This window comes from Holophagaceae bacterium (assembly GCA_016720465.1).
Lineage (GTDB): Bacteria > Acidobacteriota > Holophagae > Holophagales > Holophagaceae > JANXPB01.
In genome coordinates, this window is sequence record JADKKO010000002.1 from 266128 (window position 1) to 286457 (window position 20330).

Consider the following 20330-nt stretch of genomic DNA (forward strand, 5'->3'; position numbering starts at 1 on the left):
TAGAGTTGGGCCTACCTTCCACCGGACTCGGGTCGCATGCTGGAGACAGGGCCATGGTTTTGAACAATCGCACGGTCATGGTGGTCGAGGACCACGATTTCCAGCGCCGGATGACGCTGCGGCTGCTGAAAGATCTCGGGGCGGGGGAGCTCCTGGAGGCAGCGAACGGGGTCGAGGCGTTGAGCCTGCTGGCTGGGCGGACCGAGCCCGTGGACATCATCTTCTGCGATCTGGACATGCCGGAAATGGATGGCGTGGAGTTCATCCGCCACGTGGCCGAGGACCAACTGGCCCAGGCCGTCGCCGTCGTCAGCGCCATGGAAATCTCCATCCTGAACACCGTGGAAACCATGGCCAAAGCCTATGGACTGCAGGTGCTGGGGGCGATTCCCAAGCCCCTCAACCTGCAGGACCTCACGGCTTGCATCTCCAGCTTCCACCCCAAGGAGCAGGTCCGGGAAGCCGTTCCGGCTCGTTCCGAATTCGACGCGGAGGACTTGAAACAGGGCCTGAAGGAACGGGAGTTCATCGCCTACTTCCAGCCCAAGGTTTCCTTCGCCACCGGTGAAGTGCAGGGCGTGGAGGCCCTCGTCCGCTGGTTCAGGCCGGGCCACGGCGCGGTGTCGCCGTTGCAATTCATCCACCGGATGGAGCTGGAGAACCTGGTGACGCCCTTGACCGAGGTGTTGCTGACCCAGACCTGCGGCTACCTGAAGGCCTGGGCCAGGAGAGGCCACCTGATTTCGGCTTCGGTGAACATCTCGATGCAGTGCCTCTCCGATGTGAGCATCGCGGACCGGCTCCACGACCTCGTGAAGGAATCGGATTGCGATCCGCAAAACATCATCCTGGAGGTGACCGAAACCGAAGTGATGGTGGATGTGGCCAAGGTGCTGAACGTGTTGGCGAGGCTGCGGCTCAAGGGTTTCGGACTCTCCATCGATGATTTCGGGACCGGGATATTCCTCCCTGCAGCAGCTCAGCAACGTGCCCTTCACGGAGCTGAAGATCGACCAGTCCTTTGTCAAAGATTCCCCCACCCAGCCCAGGCACCGGACGATCATCGAAACGAGCCTGGACCTGGCGCGCAAACTCAAGCTGAAGACCGTGGCGGAAGGTGTGGAAACGCGCGCGGAATGGGATCTGCTGAAGTCCCTGGGCTGCCAGCAGGCCCAGGGCTATTTCATCGCCCGGCCCATGCCGGGCCACCAGCTGCTGGATTGGTTGCAGCTGTGGCAGGCCCCCGAGGAAGCCTGATGACGGTAGTTTTAAACGGCCCTCAGGCCTCTTTCGGGGAGCGCGCGCGGCAGGATTCGTAGAGACGGACCAGAAATTCCATGATGACCCACTCGTTTTCCCGGTGGTCTGTGCGGAGGAGGCGGTTGAGGTGCATGTGCGCCAGGCTTCCGGCGAGGCTGGCCACCTCTTCCTGCATCTGGCCCCGCTCGAAGGCCTCCCGGATCCGCGCCAGGCCGCAGAGGCCAGGAGCCAAGGGCGACTCCACGGCGATGGGAAACCCCGCTTCCAATTCCTTCCGGAATTCCCTGAATCGCTTCCCGATCTGCGCTGCACCCTCGCCTGGATCTCCGAATTCTTTCCGGAATCCATCCCGCGCAGCCTGGGCCAGCTCCTGACGCGAGGGGAGGCTCAGTCCCAGCGCCGCCCAGATCGCATCCGTGTCCCTGAGCCCGGCCCGCCACCGTTGTTCCAGCGTCATGCCCCCGGACAGCCGATCCAGGATTTGCTGGCTGTCTTCAAAAAACCATTCCTCGGCCAGGGCGAAGGCGAGCGGCCCCCCATAGCGCTCCAGTTCCGGTTCGAAGGTGTCCACTTGCACTTTCCACAGGGAACCATGCGCCAGGTGCTGCTCCAGGTGCTGGTGGAGCCGGGGAAGCAGTTCCGCCAGCAGCCGGATGGGCAGGCCATGGAAGCGCAGCCGCAGATGGGGTGCCGGGTCGCGGAAGCGGACGAAGTGCCAACGGTCCCAGAGCCCTTCCGCTTTCGTCATCCGCAGGAGCGGTTCTAGACCCGACAGAAGCTGATCCGCGCTGGCAGATCCGCAGTAGAGCTTGAGGTAGAGCCACTCCGAGCCGGGTGGATGGACGCGGGGCTCGATCCCCATGCAGATCTGGCGGAGGGGAGCTGGTTTGGAGGGGGAGGAAGGATCCGCTTCGAAGGGGATGACCAGCTCGTGGGCGAACCGTCCTTCCGGCGAGGCGACCAAGGCTTGGCCGGGGTCCGGAAAACACTCGGTAAGTGTGAAGGTTGACCGGCTAGAGACGAGGTGGTGCAGGGTCTCCACCCACAGGACCTGGTCCAGGTCCACGAGCAAGCTGTTATCGGCATCCGTGAGGAGGACAAGCCGAGGAAGCTTCCTGGTCTTCCGCAACCGTTGGAAGGCGTCCCAGGCGCCTTCGCGGGAGTCCGCCTGCGCCTCCTTCAGCTCCCTGGATTCGATCCGCCAACGGGCCTTGCAGAGGACCTGCCGTCCGCAGGTGACCCGCGGCAGGAAGGGGAGTTCAGCCAAGGCTCCCCAGGACCAGCCTCCGGGGCGCCCGTCCTGGTCCTGCAGGTTGGCCAGGAACCGGTACAGGACGGGTCCGCGGTTGAAGTTGTGGGCCGACGACAACCGCGGAATGACTTCCCGTCCCAGCCGCGCCGAAGCCAGGAAAACGTGGTTTCCCCGCACCGTCACCCGGAGGTCCGAAGGGCGGATGGCCTTGTCGCCTGGAACGCCAGGCGTGGCGAGGAAGGGGATCTCATAGCCCCGAAGGGAGGGCCGGGCCAGGACATTCCCCGTCCTGCCTTCCGGCACATGGAGCACTTCCGCGAACACCGCTTCCGGACGCAATGCTTCCTCTTTCTGCAGGTGGCTTTGCAGGCGCCCCTTCAATTCTGGATCCCCGGACGCAAATCTCCCGAGCCAGCGGGCCGCCGTGGGACCCGAATAGGCTTCCATCCAGAATTGGAATTCCCCACGGTCCAAGGCGGAGGGGCTGGAGGCCGCCAGGCTGGCCAAGGCCGCGAAGGAAGCGGGAAAGGGCTGGGGCTCCGGATTGGTGAGCGCTTCCAGGTCCGCGTCCTCCAGTTCCCAGGCCGTGGCTCCCTGCCATCGCGGGATTTGCGCCATGAGAAACAGGTCGCGCCGGGAAAGCGGGCGGGGCGGCGCTGGGCGTTGGATGGGCAGATCCATCAACAAGGGAGAATCCTGGGGAGGAGCCCCGTCGAAGCCGATGCCGCTCTCCTCGTCCAGGACTTCCAGGAGCGGCATCCACCGGCTTCCGTACCTTGCCTCGAAAGCCGCCCGGAACCGGTCCAATGGCGTTTCGTCCGGGGGCTGGGTCAAGCGACGGAGCCTGTCCGCCCCTTCCTCCAGGGCCTGGCGAACCTTGGGTGACAGCGCCAGGCCAGGGGAGGGCCGGAAGAGATCCACCTGGAGCACATCCCGGGTTTCGGTTGGAATCCCCAGGTCGGCCAGGGACGCCGAAAGACCGTGATAGCCCCCAGGCTTTGAACCCAGGGGCGAGCGCTGGATGGCGTCCAGTTGCGAGACCACCGCGAATAGGGGACCGGTCATCGGCGCCGTGGCCGGATGAGATTGAAGGATCTGGATGACTCGACCCAGCGGGTCGGGATCCGTGAGCGGCGGGCAGAGCCCGCCGCAGAGCACTTGGGCATCGATAAGCTGATTCAGGAAAACTTGGGCTGCCGTTGGCTCCACCTCCATGCGCCGCGCTAGACAGGCCGTCAAGTCCTCCAGGCACGCACCCTCCTGCGCTTGCTGGAGCGCCAAATCGAGATGGGGCGTGGCCTCCACGGCCTCCAGGTGGTAGGACCGGCCCTGTCCGGCTTGGTCCCTCCGCTCGAGGTAGCGGTACCACCCGCCTTGGGCGTAGAGGCTGGTGTTGGGCCGATAATCCAGGAAAGACCGTACCTCTGCCTCCCGCTCCAACCGGTCCACCAGGATCTCCAGGACGCTCCAATCCAGGCGCACCGACTTGCGGCATTCCGGCCAGCATCCCACCGAAAGGTGGCTGGCGTGGTTCCAGGTCCCGGTGGACACGCCCGCAAAGAGACCGAAAGGCGTCGAGCGGCTACTCATCCTGCTGAGGTACTTCATCAGGGAATGTTCCATGTTCCGAGCGGCCTTGCCTTGCAGCGTTCCCTCCAGCCAGGCGTCCAGGCGCGAGGCAAGATCCGGGGAGGCGAGCGCCACGGCTTCCCGCACGATGCCGCGCTGGACCAGGCCGCGAAGGACCTGGTCCAACCCCGTCAGGCCGCTTTCCGCGCGCGGACCTGGGGCAGGCTGAGGATTGGCCTCCCACCCTTCCTGGGATCGAGGCGAGAGTGCCTCCAGAGGGAGGCTTGGCGTGCGGAGCACGAAAAAATCAGCGGCGTGGCAGGGGAGCGGGTGGGGCATACCGATGTGGTTCCTTCCGATCGGGGCTGTCGGTTCCGTTAGCCTGGCTGCCAGCCGGACGACCAGAATACTTCGAGGCCACCGCCAAACGGTGTGGATCAGGCCTTTTTGCTGGCACCGGTGTCCCGGCCCGCTTGTTTGGCGCTAGGGCCGAGGCGCGGCCAGAGCGGCAGGCCGCCAATCCCCGGCGGCCCGGCGCCCCCGAAAGGTGTCTCTTTGGGATTCCAACGGTTGAAGTTGTGTTTATATACCGTTGATGGAAAGACCTTGGTTGTCACCCCTGCAGGTCCCAAAACCTAGGTTGCGCCCTGCGGCGCTACCTGGGAGTTCCCGTGAACAACAGCCTTTCCTTCCGAAAAGAATCCATCCAGCGTTCCAGCAGCGAGAGCCAATCCCTGAGCCACCCGCTCGCTGGAATCCGGCTGGACCAGGGCGCGAGGCAGGGTCGTGAGCCGCAGCGCCCGGCCATCACCACGATTCTCACCATCACGCAATGAGGACATTCCTCGGTTCACCGAGTCTGGCTACAGCCTGGCCGCCGGACCGGCGAACCCTTGGGCTTCCCTGTTTCCGCTGGCGAAAAACTGGCGGGTGATGGGAACTTGCTATTCGTTGTGGGTCCTTTTCCTGCTGTATGGCTACTGGACTTCCAAACAGCCAGTATCCCCATGGATGTGGGCCAGCGTCTTCTCCGCCCCGCTCACCCATATATGCGCCTTCGCTTTCCTCGCGCCCCTACCTTGGATCCTGCCGCGCCGCCTTGCTTCACCTTGGAATTTCATCCTGGGCTTCGTCCTTTCGGTCCTTTTCTGCGAACTGGTTTCGATCCTTCTCCCGCTTCTCGATGGGTGGCTATACACACATGCACACGTCAAGTTCGACCAAGCCAAACTCATGCAGATCTACGTTGCCCTCGTGGGGCCGGCCATGATGGTCGTGGGGGGACTTGTCGCGGCCAGGGCCCGGTCGGAAGAGCTCCGGGAGGCTTCCGAAGCCGAAGTGCGGGTCGCCAGGAACCGCCTGCTCCAAAGCCAGATCCACCCGCATGTGCTGTTCAATGCGCTCAATGGGCTGGCGGAGCTCGTGCACAAGAGCCCCAAGGCCGCCGAGAACGCCATCCGGCACCTCTCCGAACTCCTGCGGCGCATCATGCGGGCGTCCGAGCACATGCGGCTCCCCCTCGGGGAGGAACGCAAGATCGTCACGGATTTCCTGGCGCTTGAGTCCATCCGATTGGAGAACCGGCTCCGGGTGGTCTGGGAGTGGGACGAGGCGCTGGATGCCATCGAGGTGCCTCCCCTCCTGCTGCAGCCACTGGTGGAAAACGCCATCAAACACGGGATCGCGCCCAGCATCCCCGGTGGGGATCTGATCCTCCGGGCCCGGGCCCATGATGGGGTCGTCTTCCTGGAGGTATGGAATTCCGGGGTCCCAATCCGGGAGCGCGAGGAGGGCAGGGGGATCGGGGTGACCAACCTGCGTTCACGCCTGTTGTTGCATTTCGGGAGCGGAGCCAGTTTTACCATCGGGCCTTCGGGCCAGGGGACGCTCGCCTGCATCCGGCTGGATGCAATGCAAGTAGAATGCAGCCATGAAACAACTTAAGGCCCTGGTGGTCGATGACGAGCCCCTGGCAAGGGAGCGGTTGACCAGATTGCTCCAGGAAGCTGGCTGCGAGGTCGTAGGCGAGCTTGGAGACGGCCTTGCGCTTCTCGAATGGCTGAACCAGCCCTTCGATGTGGATGTCATCTTCCTGGACATCCAGATGCCCGGGCTCAACGGGATGGAAGTGCTGGCGGAAATCCCCTCCTGTCCGCCCGTGGTCTTTGTGACCGCCCACTCGGCATATGCAGTGCGCGCCTTCGAACTCGCCGCGGTGGATTATCTGTTGAAGCCGGTGTTCGAGGACCGGCTTGCCAAGTGCTTGCAGCGATTGGGTGAACGGCTGATCCGGCGGCTCACCCCGCTGGAATTGAAGACGCTGCTGCCGCCCCCCGCGCGCTTCCCCATCCGGGCAGGGGACGGGGAGATCTTCATGGAGTTGGAACTCATCACCCATTTCGAGTTGGATAACGACCGCGTATGGGCTTGCCGGGGGTTGAACCGCTATTTGACGCGCTGGACCGCCCTGTCGGAAGTGGAACACAGCTTCCCGGAGGACGGCCTGCTCCGCATCCAGCGCCACCTGCTGCTGCGGCCCCGGATGGTCAAGGGAATCCGGTCCGCTTCGGTGGGGCGGATCAAGGTGATGGTCGCTCCGAAGGTGGAATTGACCGTCAGCCGCGCCATGACGCCCCGGACGAAGGAGTGCATCCGGATGGGAGCTTCCTGAGGCATTTTGCCGGGCCAGCGCCGAAACCGCAGGCCTCCCGCTCTTGGTTCATCAGTGCTCCCGGGGTCCAAGCGGCTCGGACCACGGGTACTGCTGTTTTTACTAGGAAAAATTTATAGAAAAATTATCTTTTGCCAAAAGCTGCGGACGCTCGTTCGGGGGGAAAAAAACACCGTTCGGAGGTATCCGAATCTCCGGCCGACACCGGGGCCTATGCTCGAAAAGGTGTTGTGAAAGTGTCCACCATCAAGGGTTTGAATTCGATGCTGAAGAGAACCATGAGAACCAGGGGCCACCTCCCAAGGGTTGATGGAAGTGCCACCACCTTGCGTGATGATAGAGGCCATAGAGTGAGAACAGGCCTTACACATCTTGTAAAAACAAGACAAATTTTATCAAAACGCGGGATCCGAGTCGAACCTGATTTTTTTTCCAAGTGCTCGTTTGAGGATGGGAATGGGGTCCTAGGCCTAGGCCAGTGCACCCTCATGGTGGTCGAAGACCACGATTTCCAGCGCCGGATGGCGATCCGGCTCTTGAAGGACATGGGAGCGGGATCGGTCCTGGAGGCAGCGAACGGACGCGAAGCCTTGGATATCCTGGCGAGCCGGGGCAAACCCGTCGACATCATCCTCTGCGATCTGGATATGCCGGAGATGGACGGCGTGGAGTTCATCAGCCACGTGGCCGGAGAGCAATGGGCCCAGGCCGTGGTCGTGGTCAGCGCCATGGAGGTTTCCATCCTGAACACCGTCGAGACCATGGCCAAGGCCTATGGCCTGCGGGTGCTGGGCGTGATTTCCAAGCCCCTCAACCTGCAGGAACTCACGGACTGCATGGCCAGATTCCACCCAGAGGGGAACATCCGGAAGGCCAGCGTCGCCAGCGCCGAAATCGATGTGGAAGATTTGAAGCGCGGCCTGAAGGAGCGGGAGTTCCTCACCTACTTCCAGCCGAAGGTTTCCTTTGCCACCGGCGAGATGAAGGGCGTCGAAGCCCTCGTGCGCTGGTTCCGGCCTGGCCATGGCGTGCTGCCGCCCAGCCGCTTCCTCCGCCAGATGGAACGCGAGGGGCTGGTGGCCCAGTTGACCGAAGCGGTGCTGACCCAGACCTGCGGATACCTCAAAGCCTGGGCCAAGCGGGGCCATGTCCTCACAGCCTCGGTGAATGTCTCCATGCTCTGCCTCGCCGACGTGAGCATTGCGGACCGCCTTCACGACCTGGTCAAGGAATCCGGTTGCGATCCCAGTCAGATCATCCTGGAAGTCACCGAGACCGAGGTCATGACCGATGTGGCCAAGGTGCTGAACGTGCTGGCACGCCTGCGGCTGAAGGGATTCGGACTTTCCATCGATGATTTCGGGACCGGGTATTCCTCCTTGCAGCAGCTCAGCACGGTGCCCTTCACGGAGCTCAAGGTCGACCAGTCCTTCGTTAAGAATTCCCCCACCCAATCCAGGCACCGGACGATCATCGAGGCTAGCCTGGACCTGGCCCGCAAACTCAAATTGAAGACCGTCGCCGAGGGCGTCGAGACCCGCGCCGAGTGGGATCTGCTCAAGTCCTTGGGATGCCAGACCGCGCAAGGGCATTTTGTGGGCCGCCCCATGCCGGGCCATCAGATGCCGGATTGGATCCAGATGTGGCGGGCACCTGAGGAAGCCTGCTGATAGAAGGCTCATGAAACCCATCTCCCTCTTCCTCCGGTTTTTGGATCGGTTCAGCCTCCGACACTTGTTGATGGTGTGGATGGCCGTGGCGCTGGCGGGGTGTTCGGCCACGCTGCTCGCCTACTGGCGGACCTATCAGCACCTCAGGATCCCTGCGGCTGGAGCAGCGGATGCGGGGGCTGGATACCTGTTTGCCGCGTTGGCCGTGGCCGGCCTGTCCATGACCGGGATCCTGGGGCTGGCCATCTCGCGGAGCGTCGCCCGCCAGGTCCAGGGCATGGCTGAATTGGCCCAGCGCTTGGAGATGCGCGACTTCAAGGACTACCCCGTGGCCATTCCCGACGGCGAGCCGGGAAAAGTGATCCGGTCCTTCCTCGACATGCGCAGGGCGATCATCGGATATGAAACCGAACTGCGGACCGCCGTGGACCAGTTGCGCGAAGCCAACCACAACCTCGGCCAGCGAGAAGCTTTTTTGCGAGCGTTGGTGGACTCCGCGCCCGTGGGCATCCTGACGCAGGACCGGGATTCCGTTATCCTGTCCATCAACCCCTTCCTGCAAGAGTTGCTGGGCTATGGAGCTGAAGAGGTGGTCGGAAAGGATCCAGCCGCCTGGCTCGATCCGCAGGATGCCGAGGCGTTCTACGGCCGGCTCAGCGGCTTTTACGGGAAACCGGTGGGATCGGGCCGGGCCTTGCACGAGGCCATGGTGGCTCTGGGCCCCTTTCCCCCCCAGGAATTGAATTTCATCCGCAAGGACGGCGCCAAGGTGCCCGTCATGGTCGCCGTCTCCCTGATGCAGGGGAATGGGAACGGGTCCCTGGGCAGATTGACGGTGGTGACCGACCTGACCGTGCTCAAAGCGCTGGAAATGGGGCTGAGGGAACGGGAAGCCGAGGCCCAGGCCGCGAACCGGGCGAAATCCGCCTTCCTGGCCGCCATGAGCCACGAGGTGCGCACCCCTCTCATCGGCATCAACGGGATGATCGAGATTCTCTCCATGGGGACCATGGACAAGGACCAGCGCCAGGCGGTGAACATCATCCATCATTCGGCGCAGAGCCTCTTGCAGATCGTCGGGGACATCCTCGATTTTTCGAAGGTCGAGGCCGGCAAGCTCGAATTGGTCCCCGAGACGATTTCCATCCGGAAAGTGATTGAAACGGCGGTCACCAATTTCGCCCAGGCCGCCTCCAGCAAGGGGCTCCAGATCCACCGGGAAATCAGTGATGCGGTGGGCCCGGCCCACGTGGCGGACCCCTTGAGGCTGATCCAGATCCTGAATAATTTCTTGAGCAATGCCGTGAAATTCACCAAGGAAGGAAGCATCACGGTCAGGGTCCGGCGCGTGGAAGCCACTGCTGGCGCCGAAAAGTTGAGGCTTGAAGTCCAGGACACCGGCATCGGAGTTCCCGAAGAAAACCAGGTCGGCCTGTTCCAGCCTTTCTCCCAAGCGGAATCGAGCACGACCCGGCGATTCGGCGGGACCGGGCTTGGCCTTGCGATCAGCCGCCGCCTAGCGGATCTGATGGGGGGCGAAATCTCCATGCAGAGCGCGCCGGGCAGGGGGACGCTCATGGCGTTCACGGCCACTTTCCCGCTGGGAGACGTCAAGGACATTGTTGAGGCGGAATCGCTGGACCTGAGGGAAGTGGCTGGGTGCTTCCGGCCCACTCCCAGCGTGGAAGAGGCGGTGCTGGAGCGGAGCCTCATCCTGCTGGCCGAAGACCATCCCACCAATCGCGCGGTGCTGACCCGCCAATTGAACCTGGCGGGTTTCGCCCTGGAGGTGGCCGAGGACGGGCTGGATGCCTTCGAGCGATGGAAGAGCGGCCGCCATGCGCTGGTGCTCACGGACCTGCACATGCCGCGGATGGACGGCTACCAGCTCACCGAAGCCCTCCGGAACTGGGAACGGGCGCATGGCCTATCCCGGACGCCGGTGATCGCCCTCACCGCCAATGTGCTCCAAGGCGAGGCGGAACGCTGCCTTGCGTTGGACATGGATGACTACCTCACGAAACCTGTGAGCCTCTCGATGCTGTCGGTCAAGGTGCGCCAATGGCTGCCGCACCTCCGATGGCCTGGCGCCGATCCGGAGGAGCTGGAGGCACCGGCCGCCGGGGAGCTTCAGCCCTTGGGACTGGACCACGAGGCCCTGTTGGCCTTGAGCGGGAATGATCCAGCGACAGCCACCGAAATCCTGGAAGATTTTCGGTTCAACACCCGGATGGATCTTGAAACGCTGACCCAATACTTTGAACTGAAGGACCAGGATTCGGTCGTCCGTCAAGCCCATCGCATCAAGGGCGCCAGCGCCATGGTGGGCGCCCACGTCTTGGCGCAGAAAGCCAGGGATCTCGAATCCTCCGCCAGGGCAGGCGCATGGGGCGAAGTCCAATCGCTGATGCATCAGTTGCAATGGGCCTTCGAGGGGACGGCTAGGACGGAATGAACCGATGGCTGTCCAATCCTCATGCTGGCGATCGGCCCTGGAACATCCTCAAATCCCGCTCATCCCCTGTTTCGCCGCCACCCAGTTCATCACTTCCAGCGGGGTCATGGCCTTGAGGTCCAAGGCTTCCAGTTCCTGCCGCAATGGATCCTCTAGGGGCTCGAACATGGCCAGCAGCGGCTGCTGCACGGGCAGGGAGGCCGACGTTTTCGAAGGGAGCGAAGGCTGGTCCCCCGGTTGTTCCAGCAACCGCTGGGCCTTGGCGATCACGGCGCGGGGCAGGCCGGCCAGCTTTGCGACGTGGATGCCATAGCTCCGGTCCGCGGGACCCGGCGCGATGCGATGGAGGAATAGAAGCTGATCCTCCCATTCCTGGACTTCCACGTGGAGATTCTGGATGCGCGGGTCTCCGGCCAGTTTCGTCATCTCGAAAAAGTGCGTGGCGAACAGCGTGCGCGGCTCGCCGCCTTTCAGGTCCCGGAGATGGAGCGCGATGGCTTCCGCCAGGGCGAGGCCGTCCCGGGTGCTGGTCCCGCGGCCGATCTCATCCAGGATCACCAGGCTCGCCGGGGTCACCTGGTTCAGGATCCGGGCGGTTTCCGTCATCTCGACCATGAAGGTGGATTGGCCCTTGGCCAGGAAATCCGAAGCGCCGATGCGCGTGAAGATCCGGTCCGTGATGCCGAAGCGCATCAATTCCGCAGGCACGAAGGAGCCGGTTTGCGCCAGCACCACCAGCAGGGCCGCGGTGCGGAGGAAGGTGGACTTGCCGCCCATGTTCGGGCCCGTCACCACCGCCATGTTCTGCGCCTGCCCGAGCTCCAGGTCGTTGGGTATGCATTCGCGGCCCAGCCGCGCTTCGAGCATGGGATGGCGCGCGCCTGCGAGGACCAGCTCCCGCGCCTCGCTCAGTTCAGGCCGGGTCCAGCCGCTGTGCCGGGCCCGCTCCGCGAAGGCGCACAGCAGGTCCAGCGCCGCGACGGTCCTGGAAAGGGTGACCACATCGGCTCTTGAAGCGAGCACCGCATCCAGCAGCCGCTTGTACTGGATCGTCTCCAGGCGGACCTGGTCGCTCTCCGCGCTCACCAGCCGCTGCTCGAAGGCCAGCAGCTTCTCGGTGGTGAAACGCTCGGCGTTGGCCAGGGTCTGCTTCCGGAGGAAATGCTGGGGAGCCGCCGCCAGATTGGATTTGGTGATCTCGAAGTAGTAGCCGAACACCCGGTTGTACTTGATCTTCAGGCTGCCGATGCCCGAGGCCAGGCGCTCCTCTTCTTCCAGCTCCAGCATCACCTGCTTCGCATCGCGCGCCAGGCGGCGGACCGCGTCCAGCTCCGCATCCACGCCGTCCCGGATGACACCGCTCCTTTCGAGGTCGAGGGAGGGCGCAGCCTCCACGCAGCGTTGGAGCTCCTTCAGCAAGTCCGCGCAAAGTGGCGTGGACCCGGGCCAGAGGCCCAGGTCCTCCGCGTCCCCGAACCAGCCCCTGTCCCGGAGCAGCGCCGGGAGATCCTGCAGGGCCGCCAGCCCGTCGCGAAGCTGCGCCAACTCCGGCGGCGTGGCGAGGCCCATCGCGATGCGGCCCAGCAGGCGGTCCAGATCCGGCACCTTGGCGAAGAGCCGATGGAGCGGCTCCCGGCGGCTGTCCTCGGTCAGCCAGGCCACCTGCGACCACCGCCGTTCCAGCGCATCGCTTTCCCGCAGGGGCTGTTCCAGCCAGCTCCGCAACAGGCGGGAACCCATGCGCGTGCGGCACTGGTCGAGCAGCGCGAGCAGGCTGCCCTGCTTGCTTCCATCCAGCGTGTTGGCGAAGACCTCCAGGTGCCTCGCGCTCGTGGCGTCCAGCAGCGGGCCCGCGGCGCCCAGCTCCAGCGACACACCCTGCAGGTGGGCGGGGCGGCCCTTCTGGGTGATCTCGACCTGGTCCAGCAAAGCGCCCAAGGCGCCGATGGCGGCAGGGTAGGGCTGGAGGCCGACGCCTTCCAGGTGCTGCCACCCGAAGAAGGCCAGGATCTGCTGCGTGGCGCGGGAGGGTTCGAAGCGCCAGGCCGGGAGCTGCTGGGCGGCCGCCTCGGACCGGAGGGGCGGCTCGACGCCTTCGGGCAGCAGCAGTTCGTGGGGCGCCAGGCGTTCCAGGGTGGCGCCCAGGGAGGCTTCGCCCTCGCCCGGCAGCACCCGGATCTGGCCGCTGGCCAGTTGCAGCAGCGCGATGCCCCAGTGGGCTCCGATGCGATGCACGGAGGCGAGCCACCGGGCGTCGTCATCAAGCCAGGTGCCGGGCGTGATGATGCGGCGGATCGCGCGGGGCAGCAGCCCCTTTACTTCTTCGGGCTTCGCGGTGGGCTCGGCGATGGCGGCGCTGAAACCCGCGGCCAGGAGCTTCGGCAGGTAGCCTTCCAGCGCGAAATGGGGCACGCCGCACATGGGCATCTCGGTGTCGGTGCCCTTGCCCCGGGCGGTGAGCGCGATCTCCAGCACCGGGGCCGCGAGCACCGCGTCCTCGCCGATGATCTCGTAGAAGTCCCCCATGCGCGTGAGCAGGATCGCGCTGCCCGCCTCGCGTTTGAGGCCCGCGATCTGAGTCATCATCGGGGTGGCCATGGGTGTCCGGCGGAGCTTATCTGTGTGAGCGACCGCCCAGGGAAGGCAGATCGAGCGAGGAATGGAAGGGCATCCCAACATCATCGCGCAGGTTGATGGTGGGCGCGGGTTTGATTCGGTATGGTGAGTAAACAATAAGAAAATCTTAGTTGACAGTAATCAAGTTTGAATCGATTCTTGTTTTCTGGGGGTCCCATGACTCTGCTTCCCTTCACTCAAAAAGCCAATGACGCCCTGGTGGCAGCTCGATCCAAAGCGGTGGCCGAACAACATCCCGAGATTGTCCCGCCACACCTCTTCCAGGCCCTGCTGGTCCCGGACATGGGACTCAGGCCCGTATTGGAACGGGCCGGGCTGTCTCCTGAATCCCTGAAGGGGCTCCAGGACGGGGTTGATGACATGGTGGGAAAGCTGCCCAAGGCCATCGGCGGTTCCGAACCCCAGCTCGGCGCTGGTTTCCGGCATTTCCTGGAGGTGGCCAGCGACACCGGGCGCGGCCTGGGCGACCGCTTCCTGGCCACGGATGCCATGCTGCTGGCCTTTTCCAACGCCGCCACCGATGCGAAAAAGCTGCTGGAGCGCTTCGGGCTGGATCGTAAAAAGCTCGAAGCCGCCATCAAGGAAAGCCGCGCAGGGGCCCGTGTTGAAGACGAGAAGGCCGAAGAGAAATTCGCCTCGCTCCAAAAATACGCCAAGGATTTCACGGCACTGGCCGAGGCCGGAAAGCTGGACCCGGTCATCGGCCGCGATGAGGAAATCCGCCGCGTGCTGCAGGTGCTGTCGCGGCGCACCAAGAACAACCCCGTGCTCATCGGGGAACCCGGCGTCGGCAAGACCGCCATCGCCGAAGGGTTGGCCCAGCGCATCGTGAAGAACGACGTGCCCGAGAGCCTGAAGGGCATCCGGCTGATGGGCCTGGACATGGGTTCCCTGGTGGCCGGAACCCAGTACCGGGGCCAGTTCGAGGAGCGCCTGAAGGGTGTGCTGAAAGAAATCGAAGAGAGCGACGGCGGGATCATCCTCTTCATCGATGAGCTGCATACGCTGGTGGGGGCTGGCTCCGCGGAAGGCTCCATGGATGCCGCGAACCTGCTCAAACCCGCGCTCGCGCGGGGCGACCTGCGTTGCATCGGCGCCACCACGCTGAATGAGTACCAGAAGCACATCGAGAAGGACGCGGCGCTGGAACGGCGCTTCCAGCCGGTCTACGTGGAGGAGCCGAGCATCGAAGACGCCATCTCGATTCTCCGGGGCCTCAAGGAGCGCTACGAACTGCACCATGGCGTGCGCATCAAGGACGCGGCGCTGGTGGAGGCGGTGCAGCTTTCCAGCCGGTATATCGCGGACCGCTTTCTGCCGGACAAGGCCGTGGACCTGATGGACGAGGCGGCCTCAAGCGTCCGGATGCAGCTGGATTCCAGGCCCATCGAGATCGATGTGCGGGAGCGCCGCGAATTGCAACTGCAGTTGGAACGCCATGCCCTGGCCAAGGAGAAGGATTCCATCTCCAAGGCCCGCCTGAAGGAGCTGGATGGAGAATTCGCCGAGTTGAAGGAAGAACTTTCGCGGCTCCGCGCCCGATGGGAAAACGACAAGAAGGCCATCGAGCAGACCCGCGGACAGCAGAAAAAACTGGACGACCTCCGCATCGAGCTGGAGCAGGCCAAGAACCGCGCCGAGTACGAGCGGGCCTCGCGGCTCGAATACGGCGAGATCCCCGCGCTGGAAAAGCAGATCGAGGCCGGCTCGAAGAATGAATCCTCCATGCTGCGCCTGGAAGTGAGCGAAGAGGATGTCGCCAGCGTCGTGAGCAAGTGGACGGGCATTCCGGTGTCCCGGCTCCTGGAAGGCGAGATCCAGAAGCTGCTTCACATGGAGGCGCGGCTCCGGTTGCGCGTCGTCGGCCAGGACGCGGCGCTGGTGGGCATTTCCGATGCCCTGCGGCGCAACCGCGCGGGACTCGCCGATCCGAAACGGCCCATCGGCTCCTTCCTGTTCCTGGGTCCCACGGGCGTGGGCAAGACCGAAGTGGCGAGGGCCCTGGCGGAATTCCTGTTCGACGACGAGAACGCCATGGTGCGCATCGACATGAGCGAATTCACCCACGAAGCGGATTCCACGCGGCTGATCGGCGCAGCGCCCGGCTACATCGGCTACGAGGAAGGCGGCCGCCTCACCGAGGCCATCCGCCGCCGGCCCTATGCGGTGATCCTGCTGGACGAGATGGAGAAGGCGCACCCGCGGGTCTTCGACCTGTTCCTGCAGGTGCTGGAGGACGGCCGCCTCACCGACGGCAAGGGCCGGACTGTGAACTTCAGGAACACGATCCTGATCATGACCAGCAACGTGGGCAGCTCGGCGATTTTCAAGGCCGGCGGCCACGCGGACAGGGCGCAGACCGAGATCCAGGAGGCCCTGCGGGCCTTCTTCCGGCCCGAATTCCTGAACCGCATCGATGAGGTTGTCACCTTCCGCACCTTGGACCGCGACGACATGCGGGCCGTGGCGAAGATCCAGCTGAAGCGGGTGGAGGATCTGCTGGCCGAGCGGCGCCTAGGCATCGAGGTCAGCGAGGCAGCCCTGGGCTGGCTCGCGGAGGAAGGTTTCGACGAGCAGCTCGGCGCCCGCCCCTTGAAGCGGCTCATCCAGCACGTGGTCGTCAATCCGCTGTCCAGGCTGATTCTCGAAGGGAAGCTGGAACCAGGCTCCATGGCTCAGGTGGGTGTGCAAAACGCTGCGCTGGAGGTCGTGGCCAAAGCCGTGCAGTAATTTTCGATTTTCGATTTCCCAAATTCGATTAAGTTGGGGGCATCCTGATCCGAACCCATGTTCCCGATTCCTCCAGTGGTCGTCCAAACGCAGCCGGACCTGCCCCGCGCGGCCCAGGCCGCGCATCGGCGGCATCTGCCCTACGCCGAGTGCAACCCGCAGGCCCTCGCGGAGCTGGCTGCGGGGGTCCAGGTGCGCAGGAATGCGGTGGCCTCCCTCACCCGGCTGCTGAAGGCGGCTGAACACGACGGAGTCCCCCTCAAGGTCGCGGCTGGATTCCGCTCGGTGGAAACGCAGCGGGCGGCCTTTGAATCCGGCGCCAAGAAAAAAGGCCTCTCCTTGCGGTCCTACGCCTGGTGGACCGCGCCTCCGGGCTTCAGCGAGCACCACACGGGGCTGGCCGTGGATTTCGCGGACCCCAAAAGACCCAAGACGAATTTCACTCCGGCTAGCTTTTCGAAAACCGAGGCTTACATCTGGCTGAAAACCCACGCGCAGGCGTTCGGGTTCGAACTCTCATTCAGAGAAAACAGCGGATTGAGGGTGGCCTTTGAACCTTGGCATTGGCGCTTCGTGGGCGATGAAGAGAGCCGAGCCATCTTTGCCGTGGCAAGGCAGGGCCGGGTCGCTCAAGATGGAGTCCTGGCCCCCCGATGATCCATGACCGCCCCTCCTGTCCGCCTTCTGTCCCTCGGCTGAACCGAACCTCCCTGTTCCCATAGGCCTCGACCTTGAACCCCCAATCCATCCTCGTGGTTGATGACGAACAGGGCTTCCGCGAGCTGCTGGTGGAAGCCCTGCGCACCGAAGTGTCCCGGGTGGACAGCGCGCCGGAGGCTGATTCCGCCTTGGCCATGGCGGTGGAGCAGCACTACGCGGTGATCTTCACGGACCTGATCCTGCCCGGCAGCCAGTCGGGACTTGACCTGATCCGGTCCATCCGCAACGTGGACCGCCGCACGTTCTGCATCGTCATGACCGGCAACGCGACGACCGAGGTGGCCATCCAGGCCCTGAAGGAAGGAGCCTACGATTTCATCCTGAAACCCTTCACGCTGGTGGAGATCAAGGCCAGCCTAAAACGCGCCCTGAGCCACTACGCGACCTTGAGGGAAAACGAGGCCTACCAGACCCAATTGGAGGAAATGGTCGCCGAGCGCACGGGCGAGACCATGAAGCTGAAGGAGGATATCGAGCATCTGTTCGAGAGTTTTGTGGCCGCGTCCGTCACGGCCATCGAGTCCCGGGATCCCAGCACCTCCGGCCATTCCGAGCGGGTGGCGAAACTCACGGTCTCGCTGTCGGAGGCCGTGAACCGCACCGATGGCGGCCGCTACGGACCCACCTACTTCACCGCCGCGCAATTGCGGGAAATCCGGTACGCGAGCCTGCTGCATGATTTTGGGAAGGTCGGGGTGCCGGAGCATCTCCTCCTGAAGGCGAAAAAGCTGAAATCCGAGCGGCTCGACCACCTTCTGCAGCGGCTCCACCAGAGGGACCTGGAACAGACGTTGAGCCTCTTCGAGCAGGCCTGGGGCAACGGCTCGCATTTCGACCCGGATCGCCTGAAAGCGCTGATGAATGCCCAGCGGCGGGAATCGAGGGCCCTGGCGGAGAAGCTCCAGCGGTGCAATGAGCCGAAGCACCTGCTCCAGTCGGAGCTGCACGAACTGGAGGCCTTGGAGAACCTGGAGTTCAAGCACTGGAGCGGCGAGACGATCCCGCTGCTGGATCCTTCCGACATCGAATGCCTGCGGGTGCGCAGGGGCAGCCTCACCGAGGGCGAGCGGGACGAAGTGAGGGCCCACGTGAGCCATTCCTTCCGGTTCCTGAGCCGGATCCCGTGGACCGGCGAGCTGGCCAATGTTCCGGACATCGCCTATGCGCACCACGAGCGCCTCAACGGGCAAGGCTATCCACGGGGCATCGCGGAGGGCGAGATCCCAATCCAGAGCAAGATCATGGCGATCTCCGATGTCTTCGACGCCCTCGTGGCCAAGGATCGGCCCTACAAACGGGCCGTGGGGGTGGAGGAAAGCCTGGACATTCTGAATGAGGAGGCCCAGTCAGGCCTCCTGGACCGGAATCTGCTGGACATTTTCCTGGAAGCCCGCGTTTATGAAGTCACCACTTCGCACCCCCGGGAGGCCCCATGATCCCAGAGCACATTCTCCTTGTGGACGATGAAGGAATTGTGCGGAGCACGCTCCGCGAGGCCCTGACCAAGAACGGCTATGCCGTGGAAGAGGCCGATAGCGGCGAAACGGCCTTGGCCATGGTGGCCAAAAAGCACTATCCGGTCATCCTAACGGACCTGAAGATGCCCGGCATCTCAGGCCTGGAACTGCTGAGCTCCATCAAAGAGAAGGATCCTTCCTCCCTCTGTGTGATCATCACGGGATTCGCGACCATGGACGCGGCGATCGACGCCCTGAAGAAGGGCGCCTACGACTTCATCAAGAAGCCCTTCCAGACCCTTGAGCTGCAGGTGGTCCTGGACCGGGCGCTGGACCACGCCCGGCTCATGAAGAAGGTGGAAAACTACCAGGCGGACCTGGAGAGCCGCGTGATGACGCGCACCTGGGAGCTGCATGCCTTCCACGAAGAGGTGCTTCGCCTCAACGCGCTGTTGCTGGCGGCGCAGAATGAGATCGAGCTTGAGCCCCTGGTCAAACCCTTCCTGGACCACTTGAGGACGCGGTTCAATCCCGATGGCTGGGCCCTGCTGGTGCCGGATCCAGGCTCGGATGCCTGGTCCTACCTGTTGAAGACCGGGGAGAACAACTGGCCCGACGAACGCTCCTGGAACGATCTCAGCGCCATCCACGAGGCCCGGGAATGCACGGTCGAAACGGGCTACAGCGAAGGCTTCATGGTGCCCCTGCGCCATGGCGACACGCCCCTGGCCATGCTGATCCTCGGGTTCGATGGCCGCTCGTCCTTTTATCCCTCGGACCGGAGCTTCCTGCTCTGGAAGCGCCAGATGGAATCGGCGCTGCTGGGGCTCCATCGCGCCCACGCCCTCGCCAGGCGCCTCGCGGGTCCGGCAGGCACGGCGGGCAGGGTTTGAACCAGCTGCTTTGGATCGGCTTCGAGGGAATGGATGCCGGGGCTGTTCCTGCGGACATCGTTCCCGGTGGCATCATCCCGTTTTCGCGCAATCTCGATCCTGATCCCGAGCGGGGCCCGGCCCGGTTGAAAGCCCTGCTGGACGGATTGCAGTCCCGCTGGGGTGCGGAGCTTCCCCTTGCGGTGGCCCTGGATCAGGAGGGCGGAGCCGTGTCCCGGTTGAAGCCATGGGTGGGTGCCACGCCGGGCTTCAAGGCCATCTGGGATCGGGGGGGCGCGGGCGCTTGTGAAGCCTGGGGGCGGCTTTGGGGGACGGGCCTCCGGTTGCTCGGATTCAACGTGGATTTCGCGCCTGTGGCGGACCTCTGGGATGGCACCGAAGGCACTGGCATCGGAAACCGTGCCGCCAGCAGCGATCCCGCGGCCGCCGCCCGCGCCGCCGGAGCCTTCCTGCACGGCCTTGAAAGCACCGGGGTCCGCGGCTGCCTGAAGCATTTTCCCGGGCTCGGCGGAACCCAGGTGGACAGCCACCAGGCGCTGCCCGAGCTGGGCGATGCCGGAATGATCCGGCGCAACGCTTCGCCCTTCGTGGCGCTCTCGAACGAGGACCGCCTGGTCATGGTGGCCCATGTGAGGACGCCCGCCACGGGCGCGCTCCCCGCCTCCCTGCATCGCGGCTCGGTGGTGGACAATCCCTGGGGCGTCCGGGGGAGGTTCCTTCCCGATGATTTGGAAATGGGCGGCTGCACGGATTGGAGCTGGGCGGACCGCGTGCGGCTCTGCCTTGAAGCGGGGCACGAATGGCTGCTGGTCTGCCAATCCGGGCAGGGGGTCAGGGCCTGCGCCGAAGCCCTGGCGGGGCAGCCGGATGGGCTCTCCCGCCCGGCGCTGGCGAAAAGCCTGGCCATGCGGAGCAACCTGCTCCGGCCCCAACCAGGACCGCTGGACAGGCCGGCCTGGTCGGCATGGGTGGAACAGATACGCAGGGCCAGCAGCGCCCATCCAGGCTGAAGGAAG

The 20330-nt window shown here is 64.2% G+C and carries 13 protein-coding genes; 11 read left to right on the forward strand and 2 right to left on the reverse strand.

All coding sequences use genetic code 11. The annotated features are described in order from the left end of the window. Positions 1 to 53 precede the first annotated feature (53 nt). Positions 54 to 1319, forward strand: a complete 1266-nt coding sequence (locus IPQ13_05540) for an EAL domain-containing response regulator (GenBank protein ID MBL0210362.1) — start codon at positions 54 to 56, stop codon at positions 1317 to 1319. On the opposite strand, the gene IPQ13_05545 is transcribed toward IPQ13_05540, so the two are convergent. Then, on the reverse strand, positions 1280 to 4420 hold the full coding sequence (locus IPQ13_05545; GenBank protein ID MBL0210363.1) for a lantibiotic dehydratase: 3141 nt from the start codon (positions 4418 to 4420) through the stop codon (positions 1280 to 1282). The two genes, IPQ13_05540 and IPQ13_05545, sit on opposite strands and share 40 nt — an antisense overlap. A gap of 332 nt (positions 4421 to 4752) precedes the next feature. Here IPQ13_05545 and IPQ13_05550 point away from each other — a divergent pair, with 332 nt between their 5' ends. From IPQ13_05550 to IPQ13_05570, 5 genes are all read left to right on the forward strand, one after another. After that, on the forward strand, positions 4753 to 4917 hold the full coding sequence (locus IPQ13_05550) for a hypothetical protein (GenBank protein ID MBL0210364.1): 165 nt from the start codon (positions 4753 to 4755) through the stop codon (positions 4915 to 4917). Positions 4918 to 5314: 397 nt separating this feature from the next. Beyond that, positions 5315 to 6025: a histidine kinase gene (locus tag IPQ13_05555; protein MBL0210365.1), complete on the forward strand. Its 711-nt coding sequence runs from the start codon at positions 5315 to 5317 to the stop codon at positions 6023 to 6025. After that, complete coding sequence (locus IPQ13_05560) at positions 6012 to 6752, forward strand: response regulator transcription factor (protein MBL0210366.1); 741 nt, start codon at positions 6012 to 6014, stop codon at positions 6750 to 6752. Before IPQ13_05555 ends, IPQ13_05560 begins: the two co-directional genes overlap by 14 nt. 521 nt (positions 6753 to 7273) lie before the next feature. Beyond that, a complete protein-coding gene (locus IPQ13_05565; protein MBL0210367.1) occupies positions 7274 to 8422 on the forward strand; it encodes an EAL domain-containing response regulator in 1149 nt (382 codons plus the stop codon). A 10-nt stretch (positions 8423 to 8432) separates the two neighbouring features. Next, positions 8433 to 10877: a response regulator gene (locus tag IPQ13_05570; protein ID MBL0210368.1), complete on the forward strand. Its 2445-nt coding sequence runs from the start codon at positions 8433 to 8435 to the stop codon at positions 10875 to 10877. A gap of 48 nt (positions 10878 to 10925) precedes the next feature. Here the strand turns inward: IPQ13_05570 and mutS are convergent, their stop codons facing one another. Continuing rightward, a complete protein-coding gene (gene mutS / locus IPQ13_05575) occupies positions 10926 to 13475 on the reverse strand; it encodes a DNA mismatch repair protein MutS (protein MBL0210369.1) in 2550 nt (849 codons plus the stop codon). 195 nt (positions 13476 to 13670) lie between these two features. On the opposite strand from mutS, the gene IPQ13_05580 reads away from it, so the two are divergent. The 5 genes from IPQ13_05580 to IPQ13_05600 all read left to right on the forward strand — a co-directional run bounded on the left by IPQ13_05580 (position 13671) and on the right by IPQ13_05600 (position 20324). Beyond that, on the forward strand, positions 13671 to 16244 hold the full coding sequence (locus IPQ13_05580; protein MBL0210370.1) for an AAA family ATPase: 2574 nt from the start codon (positions 13671 to 13673) through the stop codon (positions 16242 to 16244). A gap of 57 nt (positions 16245 to 16301) precedes the next feature. Then, positions 16302 to 16901: a M15 family metallopeptidase gene (locus tag IPQ13_05585; protein ID MBL0210371.1), complete on the forward strand. Its 600-nt coding sequence runs from the start codon at positions 16302 to 16304 to the stop codon at positions 16899 to 16901. Between the two features lie 74 nt (positions 16902 to 16975). Next, positions 16976 to 18400 (forward strand): response regulator, encoded by a 1425-nt coding sequence (locus IPQ13_05590; GenBank protein MBL0210372.1) that lies wholly within the window; start codon positions 16976 to 16978, stop codon positions 18398 to 18400. Further along, entirely contained in the window at positions 18397 to 19314 is a 918-nt protein-coding gene (locus tag IPQ13_05595; protein MBL0210373.1) for a response regulator, read from the forward strand. Before IPQ13_05590 ends, IPQ13_05595 begins: the two co-directional genes overlap by 4 nt. Further along, the gene (locus IPQ13_05600; protein MBL0210374.1) at positions 19311 to 20324 is read left to right on the forward strand and encodes a glycoside hydrolase family 3 protein; all 1014 of its coding nucleotides are present in this window, start codon (positions 19311 to 19313) and stop codon (positions 20322 to 20324) included. The genes IPQ13_05595 and IPQ13_05600 overlap by 4 nt, the downstream gene beginning before the upstream one ends. Positions 20325 to 20330 lie beyond the last annotated feature (6 nt).